Origin of the sequence: Fibrella aquatica (genome assembly GCF_041321135.1) — a bacterium.
Taxonomy (GTDB): Bacteria; Bacteroidota; Bacteroidia; order Cytophagales; family Spirosomataceae; genus Fibrella; species Fibrella aquatica.
This window is the reverse complement of record NZ_JBGGWF010000001.1, coordinates 285,539-298,533: the sequence shown is the minus strand read 5'-3', so window position 1 is coordinate 298,533 and position 12,995 is coordinate 285,539. Positions and strand designations below refer to the sequence as shown.

Sequence of the window (12,995 nt, the reverse complement as noted above, 5' to 3'; positions counted from 1 at the left end):
TAGAACTTTGCTAATACCTCAGTTAGGGGAACCGTTTTCTCATCTCAAACCAACGTACATCATGCAGCAGTCGCTACGTAGATGCCTGTTGTTCCTATTTTGTCTCGGCCTGTCACTATCGGCAGCCTGGGCGCAAAACCGGGAACTTCGAGGAAAAGTAACTTCATCAGAAGACAACAAACCAATTCCGGGGGCCAGCATTGTTGTGCTAGGTACGTCGCGCGGAACCACCACCGACGCCGAAGGCAATTATCGGGTTCAGGCCGCTACAGGCCAAACGCTCCGGTTCAGCTACATTGGCAATAAATCCCGCGATGTGATCGTGGCCAATTCCGATGTAATCAACATGACGTTACAGGCCGATGACAACCAACTCAACGAAGTAGTGGTAACGGCTTTGGGCCAGAGCCGTAAATCACGTGAGTTGGGTTATTCCGTCCCGCAACTGAAAGGGGATGACATCGCTAATTCGCAGCGTGACAACTTCATTAATGCCTTGCAGGGCCGGGTGGCCGGTTTGCAGGTAGGTACGTCGAGCGGGATGCCGGGGGCTTCGTCAGGTGTTCAAATTCGGGGGGTGAACTCGATCAGCGGAAACAACCAGCCCTTGTATGTAGTAGACGGGATGCCGATCGATAACCGCACGGCGCAGAATAACCAGTTTGTGGCCGGTGGCATTACGGGCCAATCGACCGAGAACCGGAACATCGACTTCTCGAACCGGGCACAGGACATTAACCCTAACGATATCGAGAGTATCACGATTCTGAAAGGGCCCGAAGCAGCGGCTTTGTATGGCGTTGATGCCGCCAACGGTGCCATTCTGATTACGACTAAAAAAGGCAAAGCCGGTCAGGGACGCATCACCTACACAGGTACGTATACGCTCCAGAAGGTAGGCGCGCTGCCTGAGGTGCAACGCGTGTATAGCCAGGGAAACAACGGCGTGTCGCAAAACACCAGTTTCAACGCCTTTGGCCCTCGCTACGCCGAGAACGTTCAGTTGTACGACAACGGAGCCGGTTTTCTGCGCGATGGTACAGGGCAGCGGCATAACATCTCGTTCGATGGGGGTTCTGATCGGTACACCTATCGCCTATCGGCCGGTTATTTCAATAGCCAGGGAGTTATTCCAACTACCGACTATAAGCGTCTGAATATTAGTCTGGGTGGCACGGCGAAGATCACCAATAAACTCTCGATCGAGTCGACGTTACAGTATATTAACACGGCCAACACCAAGGTATCGAAGGGAACCAACTCGTTTCTGCTGGGTCTGGTTTCGTGGCCTGCCAACGACGATATGTCGGCCTATCTGAACGCCGATGGATCACGGCGTCGGGTAACGACAACATCCAGCGAAATTGAAAACCCATACTTCGACGTCAACAAGAATAAACTTCGTGACGCCGGTAACCGGGCAATTACCAATATCAGCATGAAGTACGCCTTTACCGATTGGCTGTCACTGACGGGCCGCGTTGGTCTCGACGTATACTCGACCCGGTATTTGTTTATGTATCACCCCGAATCGAACCGGTCGGGTGGCGTTATTGGCGGTGCGCTCGATCAGGCGACGGACAATAACCGGACACTAACGGGTCAGTATGTGCTGGCAGCCAACAAAGACTTCGGTAAGCTGAGCTTGTCGGGTCTGGTTGGTCAGGCGCTGTATGATTTCGATTATGTGTCGCTGGCAACACGCGGTGAGAAATTCCTGGACCCCAACTTCGTGTCGATTAATAACACGGACCCGCTTACCCAGAAATCAAGAGAGTTTATCCGTAAACGTCGTCTGCTCGGTGTCTTTGGTTCTGCTACGGTGGGCTATAACGACGTTGCTTATCTGACCGTAACGGGCCGGAACGATTGGTCGTCAACCTTCCCGATCGAGTCACGGTCGTTCTTCTACCCGTCGGCTTCGTTTAGCCTTATATTCTCCGACCTTTTGCCCGAAGGCAAATTTCGTAATGTGCTGAGCTACGCCAAATTCCGGGCCTCGGCCGCGCAGGTAGGTAAAGAAGCACCTGAATATGCTACGTCGCAGGCCTATGAGAGTCAGACCACGACAGGCGGCGGTTTCAGCTATGGATTTACCGCGCCTAACCCGTTCTTGGTTCCAGAGAAAGTAAATTCGTATGAGATCGGTACGGAGATGAAGTTCTTCAACAACCGGATTGGTTTCGATCTGGCGTATTACCGTACCGACAGCCGCAACCAGATTATCCGGGATTTGCGGATCAGCTACGCTACCGGTTTCATCCTGAAAACGATCAACGCAGGTCGTCTCTGGAATAATGGTGTTGAATTGACCATCAATGCTGAGCCTGTTCGCGCCACCAACTTTAGTTGGACAACAAACCTAAACTTTACCAAAACCAATAGCCGCCTGGCTGAATTACCAGCCGGTCTGCCCGAGTTTTACTCGTCGGACACCTGGATTTTTGGTAACGTGCGTAACGGTATTCGCCTGAACAATCCGCTGACTACGTTTACCGGTAACAGCTATGTACGCAACACGCGGGGCGATATTCTGGTAAGCCCGCTGACCGGTTTGCCGCTGACCGAAACGGTTTGGAACATTGTTGGTGACCGCAACCCTGATTTTGTGATCGGCTTCGTGAACTCATTCAATTACAAAAACTTCGGACTGAGCTTCGTACTCGATGTTCGTAAGGGCGGTGATGTGTTCAACGCAACCGAAGCGTATATGTATAGCCGGGGTCTGAGCATGAAAACGCTGGACCGCGAAACGCCATACACCTTCCGGGGCGTGTTGAAAGACGGGCTGGAAAATACCGACAACCCAACGCCAAACACCATTCAGGTGACGCCTTACTACAACAACACGTTTTACGGAGCTCTTTCAGACGAAAACTTCATTGAGCGCGACGTGAACTGGATGCGTGTAAAAGAACTGACGCTGCGGTATTCAGTGCCCTCTTCGACGCTGAGCCGGTCAAAAATGTTTAAAACGGCCAACATCTTCGTAACGGGTAACGACCTCTTCCTGCTGACCAACTACACTGGCGGCGACCCCGGCGTGAACGGTAACAACACCGCTACAGGCGGTTCGGGTGGTCAGGGTATCGATTATGGCAACCTGCCCCTGCCAAAGGTATTCAACGTAGGTATCAGCCTCGGCTTCTAATATTGACAAGACTTCACATGAAAAAGATACCGTTTAAACGTACTCTTGCCCTGCTACTAACCGGCCTCACGCTGGGTCTGAGCGGCTGCAACGACTACCTTGACATCAATAAAAACCCCAACAACCCTGATCAGGTAGAAGCCGCCTTGCTGCTGTCTCCTATTCAGAATCAGTACGTGCTGGGTATTCAATTCGACGCCCGTTACATGGGCTCGTACGTGCAGAACTGGCACAATGTTACTGCCGGTGTTGTCTGGGATCTGCACGGCTACGCAGTTAATAGTGATGCAGGCGGCGAAATCTGGCGGAACGTATACTGGCGGGGCGGGCGCAACCTGATCAACCTCATCAATAATGCGCAGGCCAACGAGCGCTGGGATTATGTGGGTGTAGGGAAGGTGATGCAAGCCTGGGGCTGGCAAATGCTGACCGATCAGCACGGCGAGATTATTATTAAAGAAGCCTACGATCAGGACCCAACCAAGAACACATTCAACTACGACACGCAGGAGTTTGCCTACGAGGAAGTGGTGCGTCTTACCAGAGAAGCCATCACAAACCTGAGCCGCTCTGATGGAGCCGTATCGACCGCTTCGCTTGGCCGGGGTGACCGGATTTACGGCGGCGATCGTCTGAAATGGAAGAAGTTTGCGTACGGGTTGCTGGCGATCAACGCGCATCACCTGTCGAACAAGAAGAGCCTGTATAAGCCCGATCAGGTAATTGCTTATGTAGACAGCGCCTTCACCAGCAATGCTGACGATGCACAATTTACGTTCAATGGCTTAAGTACTGCCGACGGTTCGTTCTTTGGCCCGCTTCGTCAAAACTTACAGTCTTACGGACAATCCTCGTTCGCCCTTCGCCTACTCGACGGAACCGTGTTTGGCGGTGTCAAAGATCCCCGGTTGCCCGTTATGCTCTCTGCTAGCGGCGATGGCACTTTCCGGGGTATTATCCCTGGTCTGGGCCAATCAACAGCGGCCAGTGCTCCTATTCCTACTCGTGTTCCAAGCCCGTGGGGTACACAGTTGGCCCTTGCTCCGCCCGCTGGCACTACAGGACGCTACATCTTCACGGATAAAGGCCCATTCCCACTGATGACATTTGCCCAGTTGCAGTTCATTAAAGCAGAGGCTGCCTTTATCAAAGGCGACAAAGCGACGGCATTGGCTGCTTATCGTCGGGGTATCGAGGCGCACATGACGGCTTCGTATGTGAACATTTCAGCTACTGACCGCAACGCATACCTGAACAATCCACTTATTGTACCAACAGCAGCCGATCTGAAACTGAATCAGATCATGTTGCAAAAGTACATTGCCCAATGGGGCTGGGGGTTCCTGGAGCAGTGGGCTGATATGCGCCGCTACAACTACAGCACCGACGTGTTTACCAGCATTACATTCCCGCAGACGCTGTTCCTGAATAACAACGGGTTATTGGCTCAGCGGGTACGTCCCCGGTATAACTCCGAGTACGTCTGGAACGCCGAAGCATTGCGGCCGTTGGGTGGCTTAGAACTCGATTATCACACGAAACCCGTGTGGTTTGTACAACCGTAATCCTGTTTCAGGATTGAAACGACAAACTGACCATGTTCAAACACATTTTATATCTTTTCTCGGCGGCCGCGCTTCTGCTGTCGTGCGAGAAAAACAGCCTTCAGCTACCCATTGATCCGGTAACGTCCGGGGCGCGGCTTAAGTTAGTTCACGCTGCTCCCGATCTATCGAGCCTCGATTTACTGATCGGCGGGAAGAAGTTCAGCGGCTTTACCCCGGTTGGCGCTACGGCTACATCGCCTGGTCGACCAACAGGCATTCCTTATAACACCACGTTTCCTGCGGCAGGCTCTAATTACGCCATTGTCACGCCGGGTGCTCAATCGATTAGTCTTTCGGTGCCGGCCAGCACTACAGCCAGTAGTGCCACGGTGATCACCACGCAGAACCTGACGCTGGAAGACAATAAATACTATTCGTTGCTGGTTGCCGGGGCGGGTGTACAACCCGAAGTGATGCTGGTAAACGACGTGTTCGACGGAGCCGAAGAGGTGACCAAACTATATGTGCGGTTTATCAATCTCGTTCCTGGTTCGACCTATGATCTGGCGCTTAACAACCCTAACACGGTACTGGCTAGCAATCTGGCTTATAAGGCAGTTTCGCCCTATACAGCTGTTGATGCTATTACCGGACCCGTATTTGCGTTCCGGGCTCCGGGCAGTGCCACCAACCTGGGTACGGTAACGTTTACCAGTTCGTCGGCGGGTCGGGCCATTACGGTGTTTATCCGCGGCATACAAGGCCGCACCGGTACGGCTGCACCTGGTCTTAACGTGTACGTGAACCGGTAAAATAATCTGCTTTTTCATAAAAATGCCCCTCTGGTTACGGAGGGGCATTTTTTGTGGTTATTTGTTGGCCTCAGCCAACGGTATCAACTGAAAGTTTTTTCTGGGCTTATCTATCTCGGTCAGTGTCTTATTAGGTAACCAGGTACTTAGTATAAAGACTGGGTAATGAGAAAAGCGCATGCTGCGCCCCGCTGGGGCTGAGCGTGAGCAAGGCTGTTAAAAGCTACCGACGCTACGGCCCGCTGGGCCTTTCCAACAATGCTCATCCGTTTACTTTGTCGAATTAGAAGCTAAAACCGATTCACACTCAAGCCCAGCGGGCCGTAGCGTCGGTAGCCTCTGGCAGGCAGCTTGCCTACACCAAGCCCCAGCGGGGCGCAGCATGCACTTCCGGTAATTTGGCTAATCAACTAAAGTTGAAAGACTCATCCGCCTATTTTATAAATCGACAGAGGACTGACTTTAAAAACGAACTCAGACCCTACACCAGCCACGACAGCCACTGAATGGTGTTTTCGATCCAGAACAGGAACTTGACCGCGTATTTGGCTGATGGTGCCGATGATGGACTGGTAGACAAGCTGTTATTGACCACGTTGACATCCATGTACAGCTTTTGCTTCGGGTCAATCTGCGCCCAACTTACGCGGCCTTTTTGAGGCATGGTAAACGTGCGCGTCCGTGATTTTCCATCCCAGAAGAGCATCACTTCCTGCCCGTTCTCGAAATGAACCAGCACATCTACGGGCAGTTGCATGTCGCCCAGCCGATCGACGCGCAGGGTGGCGGGGCTGTTGTCGCGGTTACTCAGCTTGGCCAGTTTGTAATCGCAAACGCGGTCGCCGAAGAGTACCTGATCGAAGAACCAGTTCATGTCCGGCCCATACTTTTGACCAAGGCGGCGGGGAACAACCTCGTTCACCACGTCGATAAAACTCTGAGCGTTGGGGTGTTTGAATCGCCAGCGGATAAAGTACGTCTGCATCACCTCATCCATCACCGGTCTACCCAGCAAGCCTTCGAGCGTACGCAACCAGGTGGCGGTTTTCAGGTACGTTAACGCCCCATAGTAGCCCGACGGCAGTTGCCACGTATTGCCATAAGCTGGACCAATAGCCGGATTATCGAGGTGAACATACCCATCGCGCGACGCTTCCATATCACCCATCTTGAAACCAAACCAGTCGATCTGCGCGCTTCGCGGTCCGTAGGTTTCGTCCATGATTCGGCCTTCATAATACTGGTTAAACCCTTCATCAAGCCAGGCTTCTTCAAATTCGTTACTGGCCAGAAGCAACATGAAATACTGATGCCCAAATTCATGCACCGTCACCACTTCCGGGAAGCGCAACCCGGCCGGTAATTTCCACGACGTACCGGCGGTGATAAACGTGGGGTACTCCATTCCTCCCGCCCCCGACGCCCGCAACGGCGGATCAACGATAGTCAGGGTCGAATACGGATACGTACCCAGATGCTGATCGAAATACGCCAAGGCTGCTTTGGCCGCGTCGAGGTGGCGCTGCGCCTGATCGTTATGTTCGGGCTGCATCATCAACCGAATCTTAACCGGCATACCCACCTTTCCCTGCCATTGATTATCTGTGATGATATAGTGCGGTGAAGCTGTCCAGGCAAAATCGATCACATCGTCGGCATGCCAGCGGGTAGTTTTTGTGCCGTTTTTAAGAGCTGTTTCACCTATTTGTTGCCCCGTTGCGCCAATCTTAAAAGCGGTTGGTGTGGTAATAGCTACGTCGTAGGTGCCATAATCGGCGTAAAATTCGGAATGGGCGTGAAACTGATGGCAGTTCCAGCCGCCAACGGTGCGGCCCCGCATACCGGCTGGCTCATAAACACCAATTTTCGGGAACCACTGACCTACCAGAAAGAAATCTTTGCTGAAACCAGTGCGGGCAAAAATCTTAGGCAATTTGGCCTGAAATGCCATATCGAGCACAATAGTCTCGCCGGGGGCCACGGGTTGGCTCAACGGCACGCGAATCACCGTTCTGTCGTCGGTATTGAACGTACCTGCTTCTTCATCGTCGGGCTGAATAAACTGCACCTTTGCAATCAGACTTTCGCCCGTTCGTTGGTCGGTTAGCGCCGTCAGCTTCGTCCAGCCAAAATTTTCGGGTTTCGACTTGTCCAGTGCATCCCCCCGCAATTGCCCACCCGACTCCCGCATGAACGTTGAGTTAGCATCTTTGAAGGCGTTGAGGTACATGTGAAACCGCAATTCCCGAATCTGGTCGGGCGACGTATTTCGCCAGGTCAACGTCTGCTTTCCGTCTAGCCGTTTCGTATCGGTGTTCAGCCGCACATCAATCCGATAGTTTGCATTGCGCGGACTCAGCGGCGACGCAACAGCGTTCGCCAGGCTGGGAATGAACAGGAGGAATAAGTAGAGTGGGCGCATGGATTTTTGGGGGAGTAGAGACGCAAGATTTTGCCGGTCCGCCGGTGCGGTCTCAGCTCGCGTCAGCAATAAACGCCTGCCATTCGGCGATTTGGGCTTTTTTCAGCACACGGGGGAATTTGTGCTGTCCACCCATTTTGCCGCGGGCTGCCATCCAGTCGTAGAATGTTTGTGCGGGCAACACCGTCAGAAATATGCTTTTCAGGGCATGTTGCCGCTCGGTGGCGTAGTCATCATTCAACGCTTTCAGATGGGCATCGATCTTATCCCGAAGCTGATCGGCGTCAACATATCCGTCAGCACCAATATACCAGTGATGCGCGAACAGCGGATCATGGTTAATGCCCGCTACGGTGAACTCCCGAACATCGATGTTCATCTCCCGCGCCGATAGGTCAACGGCCTTGTTCATGTTATCGACAGACAGGTGTTCGCCACACAGACTCAGGAAGAATTTGGTGCGGCCAGTAATGACGATCTCCGCTTTCTTGACCGACGTAAACTTGATCGTATCCCCAATCAGATACCGCCACGTACCTGAGCAGGTCGAGAGCAGCAGGGCATATTCTTTACCTTCCTCCACTTCGTCGATCATCAGCGTTTCCGGGTTAGGCACCATTACGCCATCGGCCGAAAAGTTGGTTTCGTTGAATGGTACAAATTCGTGAAAAATGCCATTATTGAGCACCAGTTGCATACCCTCGGCCTGTGGGTGCGTCTGATAGGCAATAAAACCCTCTGAGGCCAGGTACGTCTCGATGTAGGTGATTGGTCGGGCCAGTAGTTTCTCAAACCCTTTTTTATAGGGTTCAAACGACACCCCGCCGTGGCAGAAGACTTCCAGATTTGGCCAGATGTCGTGGATGGTTTTCACCTTATAATGGGCGATAATCTTCTCCATCAGCAACTGAATCCAGGCGGGCACCCCCACAATGTAGCCAATGTCCCAATCGGCGGCCTGTTCGGTGATTTCGTCGAGCTTAATGCCCCAATCGCGCTCCTGAGCAATTTCGGGACCGGGCTTGTAGAACCGCTGAAACCAGAATGGAATCTTCCCGGCTGTAATTCCGCTCAGGTCGCCTTCGTAATGCCCATCACGGGCGTTCAGTTTGGTACTTCCGCCCAGCATGAGGTAGCCTTTTTCGTACAGGGAAGCGGGTAGGTGCTGATATTTCCCCAACGTCAGAATCTGGCGGATGCTGGTTTTCTTGATGGCCTTAATCATGGCCTTCGTCACCGGAATGTACTTCGAAGCCGCCTCCGACGTACCTGAGCTGAGGGCAAAATACTTCACTCGTCCCGGCCAGGTAATATTTTTCTCCCCGGACAGCGATCGGTTCCACCAGGCATCGAACAGCGAGTTATAATCGTAGACAGGTACGTTCCGTTTGTAAGCTTCGTAGAATGAGCGCTCGTTGCCGAAGTACCCTTGATGTAACACGTCATCGAAGCTGAAAGCTTGCCCGAACTCCGTATGGCGTGCCTTCCTGACGAGTTTCAGTAATGTTCGTTTTTGCGCCCGAAAGGGATTCAGCTTTTTACGCCGCTGCACCACGTTCGTCAGCCGGATTCCGCGTTTCAGTAAGCTGCCAAGAATAGCCATTTTTAGATGTTCAAGGTTTAACGTTCACGCGGTCCGCCGCTGCGGGTCCAAACAGAGCAACGTAACGTTGGACTTTAGACCCGCAGCGGCGGACCGCTTGAACGTTGAACTTACATTCCCCACTCATTCATTGTCACCATCGTATCGTACGCCGTGAGGTCGTATTGGCAAGGGACCACCGACACGTAATTGTGCGACAGGGCGTATTCGTCGGTGTCTTTACCGGGGTCGTTGTTTACAAACTCGCCGGCCAGCCAGAAGTACCGACGGCCATTCGGGTCGCGGCGTTCGTCGAAAATCTCCTGCCATTTGGCATCGGCCTGCCGGCATATTTTTACCCCTTTCAGTGGCTCCGGACTTCTGGCCGGGAAGTTTACGTTCAGGGCTACACCTTTCTTGATACCCCGCTCCAGCACGTTCCGGGCAATGCTCAATACATATTCGCGGGTGTGCGAAAAATCGGGTTCACGGGTGTAATCAGCCAGTGAAAATCCGATGGCCGGAATGCCTTCAATAGCCGCCTCGATCGCGGCCGACATGGTACCTGAATACAGGACACTAATGGCCGAATTGCTACCGTGGTTGATACCGCTCACAACCAAATCGGGGGCGTTATCTTTCAACACATGGTGTTTGGCCAGTTTCACACAGTCGGCGGGCGTACCGGAGCATTCGTAGGCGGGCAGCTCAGGAAATATAGTAGTTGGATACAGGCGCAGTGGATTGGCAATGGTGATAGCGTGTCCCATTCCCGATTGGGGGCTGTTGGGAGCTACCACTACTACATTACCCAACTCCTGCATGCACTCGACTAAAAAGGCAATTCCCGGTGCGGTGATGCCATCATCATTGGTTACCAGAATCAGCGGTACGCCACCCGGCGGTTTTTTCTCGCTCATAAGTTGTATTGTTTCGTGGGCCAAAGGTACAATGTCAGATGGCAGAACGGGCACCATACAAACAGACGCGCCTATTTCTTAACATCAGCTTGCTTTAGCTGGCGTGTAAACCTCCTGTAGGACCGAAGCTTCAGCTTCGGTAGTCTAAGTCCGTCAGTCACTACCGAAGCTGGAGCTTCGGCCTTACTGGTTTACACGCTATCTACATAGTACGACTTGCTTTTTTGACACCAACGGCTATCTAGATTAACTTGTTAAGGCGAACAAGCAACGAGCCTTATTCGTTAGAAAAGAAAGAAATTCACCCATGGAATCGAACGATAAGCTCGACCGCATTGTGGAGGCTCGCATGAAGCTGAAACGCCGGTTTGACGAAAAAATGGCCAATACCCCGTCTGTAGCGGATAGTGAAAGCGGCGCCTTTAAACCACGGGGTAAAGGGCCAACCAACCGCCACGGCATGCCACAGGTACCTATTGGGCAAACGGTTACCGCCAAATGGCCCGTGCTCGACCTCGGCTATCAACCCGTTATTCCGCTCGATAAATGGCAGTTGAACATCGATGGCGAGGTCAACCACCCCGTTCGGTTGAAGTGGGACGACCTGATGGCCTTGCCGCAGGTAGAAGATACCAGCGATTTCCACTGCGTTACTACCTGGTCGCGTCTCGACGTACCCTGGGTGGGTGTCCGTTTTATGGACCTGGCTGCTTTGGTTGACCCGAAAGGCTCGGCTACGCATGTGATGTGCTACGGCTATGATGGCTACTCGACCAATATTTCGCTGGAAGAAGCCCTGAAGCCTGATGTCTTGCTGGTACATACCGCTGACGGTCAGCCACTGACGGTCGAACACGGCGGTCCGCTCCGCATGATTACGCCGCAGCTCTATGCCTGGAAAGGCTCGAAGTGGATTAAGCGGATTGAGTTTATGAACAGCAACCGCCTCGGATTCTGGGAAGAGCGCGGCTATTCCGATACCGCCTATCCCTGGCGCAATGACCGGTATAGTTGATCAGAAGGTGAATCGACCAACTGACTAGATTTATTTGGGGAACTAGACCTACTATATCCGTTTGAGCGAGAAGGTGAAAGAGCCAAACTTCATCGTCAGAGAGTTTGCCGATAAGTCTTCGACGGTTGCAAATTCGGGTGGCGGAGGTTCAGCTATAAAAGTGACACAGTTGATGGGGCCGTAGTTGAAATACAATCTACTCTGTTTGTAAACGTACCTATTAGCCTGACTACAATATGGTCCCCAGATCACGTTATTCTGGCTGATGGAGCCGTCTGGTTTAAATTCGATCTGACTTACGTAATCAGGTGTTGCATTTGCTTTATGAACAACGTTATCGTACGATGAACGATATTCAACCAGTTCCCAACGACCCACTAACAAACGAGCTTGTGGGTCGTCGGTTTTACACCCGATTAATAGGCAAAGGGTAGAAAGGAGTAACAGGTATTTCATATTTTTTGTCTCGTCTGAAAGCTACGATCCCGTAACAATCAAAAGCGTTGGAAGTGCGTGTAATTATACGCACTTCCAACGCTTTTTTTGCTGAAGTAAATAGCAACCGCTTTGGCTTCTTGAAAGGTAACTGTTCAGGTAATGTGTTGTCAGGTCCCCGACCCAGCTAAAATAAAACTCAAACACCACAGGCGCATCACTTCTTGCTTGCTCTTCGAGCCTTGAGTAGCCTTTGATCGGGTCGGGGACCAAAAAAAACGTCAGGTCGGGGACCTGATCACACACCCACACACCCTACCTAAACAGTTACCTTGAAAGAACGTCTCGACTTCGACACCGCCTACCCCTGGCGCAACAACCAGTGTAATGAGGGGTTATTTCTCGTCTGTCCCCATCGAGAAGAACGCATCCACAGCCGCACCCAGTTGCGGGTGTCGTCGGTGGATAAACATCGACAGCAAGATAATGTCGCCGTTCTCCTCTGGGATACTTCTATCCAATTTGGCTAAATCCGTGCTCGTTTGTTTGAATGCCTTGTAATACCAAGCTGTGAACTTACGAGCACGGGCCAAATGACGTTTATCAAATGAATCGAAAACAAAAATGATCACCTTCTCGTGGTTATCGAAGAAGTGATTGAAGATAGCCATTACGGTGTAGTAGATATTAACGTCGGCAGGTATCCTGCCCATACTATTAGTTCCGGTAACGGCAATGATCATCTCGTAAGCCCGAATATTTAGCTCAGAAACATGCTCAAATAGATAGTCGGAAGGGACAAATTTGACAACATAACCGATACCTAGATTGGTTTTGAAGGAATACGCATTGCTGTCTCCACCACTAAACTCATAGAAATAGCTGTTACTTGCCTCCACTCTTAGTTGTATTTAATTCACCCAATCGATCAAACATAGCCCTGTAAGCTGGGTCATTCTTATACCGTTCGAGTACCTCACGCTGCACTTGCTCCTTCACTTCCAGCAATCGACGGAGCTTTTCTTTACCGGTCATCGGCTTTATCTGCGTTTCCATAGTCTAACTGATTTACTGGTAAATATACGCACTTCCGGGAAACTTCGTTCCGACG

General features: G+C 51.8%; 10 protein-coding genes. 4 read left to right on the top strand and 6 right to left on the bottom strand.

Translation table 11 applies throughout. The annotated features are described in order from the left end of the window. Positions 1-61 precede the first annotated feature (61 nt). The 3 genes from ACAW87_RS01080 to ACAW87_RS01070 are packed head-to-tail and all read left to right on the top strand — an operon-like array spanning position 62 to position 5,510. Positions 62-3,151, top strand: coding sequence for a SusC/RagA family TonB-linked outer membrane protein (locus ACAW87_RS01080; protein ID WP_370721293.1), 3,090 nt, complete (start codon positions 62-64; stop codon positions 3,149-3,151). A 17-nt stretch (positions 3,152-3,168) separates the two neighbouring features. Then, positions 3,169-4,716, top strand: a complete 1,548-nt coding sequence (locus ACAW87_RS01075; RefSeq protein ID WP_370721292.1) for a SusD/RagB family nutrient-binding outer membrane lipoprotein — start codon at positions 3,169-3,171, stop codon at positions 4,714-4,716. 32 nt (positions 4,717-4,748) lie between these two features. Next, entirely contained in the window at positions 4,749-5,510 is a 762-nt protein-coding gene (locus ACAW87_RS01070) for a DUF4397 domain-containing protein (RefSeq protein WP_370721291.1), read from the top strand. Positions 5,511-5,991: 481 nt separating this feature from the next. Here the strand turns inward: ACAW87_RS01070 and ACAW87_RS01065 are convergent, their stop codons facing one another. The 3 genes from ACAW87_RS01065 to surE form a co-directional block, all read right to left on the bottom strand. Further along, positions 5,992-7,932, bottom strand: a complete 1,941-nt coding sequence (locus tag ACAW87_RS01065; RefSeq protein WP_370721290.1) for a M1 family metallopeptidase — start codon at positions 7,930-7,932, stop codon at positions 5,992-5,994. A gap of 52 nt (positions 7,933-7,984) precedes the next feature. Next, positions 7,985-9,535, bottom strand: coding sequence for a GH3 family acyl-acid amido synthetase (locus tag ACAW87_RS01060; protein ID WP_370721289.1), 1,551 nt, complete (start codon positions 9,533-9,535; stop codon positions 7,985-7,987). A 110-nt stretch (positions 9,536-9,645) separates the two neighbouring features. Then, on the bottom strand, positions 9,646-10,434 hold the full coding sequence (gene surE, locus ACAW87_RS01055) for a 5'/3'-nucleotidase SurE (protein WP_370721288.1): 789 nt from the start codon (positions 10,432-10,434) through the stop codon (positions 9,646-9,648). Between the two features lie 307 nt (positions 10,435-10,741). On the opposite strand from surE, the gene ACAW87_RS01050 reads away from it, so the two are divergent. Then, on the top strand, positions 10,742-11,449 hold the full coding sequence (locus tag ACAW87_RS01050; protein ID WP_370721287.1) for a sulfite oxidase-like oxidoreductase: 708 nt from the start codon (positions 10,742-10,744) through the stop codon (positions 11,447-11,449). A 51-nt stretch (positions 11,450-11,500) separates the two neighbouring features. On the opposite strand, the gene ACAW87_RS01045 is transcribed toward ACAW87_RS01050, so the two are convergent. The 3 genes from ACAW87_RS01045 to ACAW87_RS01035 form a co-directional block, all read right to left on the bottom strand. Then, positions 11,501-11,905, bottom strand: coding sequence for a hypothetical protein (locus ACAW87_RS01045; RefSeq protein ID WP_370721286.1), 405 nt, complete (start codon positions 11,903-11,905; stop codon positions 11,501-11,503). Between the two features lie 374 nt (positions 11,906-12,279). Continuing rightward, positions 12,280-12,783: a DUF6169 family protein gene (locus tag ACAW87_RS01040; RefSeq protein WP_370721285.1), complete on the bottom strand. Its 504-nt coding sequence runs from the start codon at positions 12,781-12,783 to the stop codon at positions 12,280-12,282. Next, positions 12,770-12,940: a hypothetical protein gene (locus ACAW87_RS01035; RefSeq protein ID WP_370721284.1), complete on the bottom strand. Its 171-nt coding sequence runs from the start codon at positions 12,938-12,940 to the stop codon at positions 12,770-12,772. Before ACAW87_RS01035 ends, ACAW87_RS01040 begins: the two co-directional genes overlap by 14 nt. Positions 12,941-12,995: the final 55 nt, after the last annotated feature.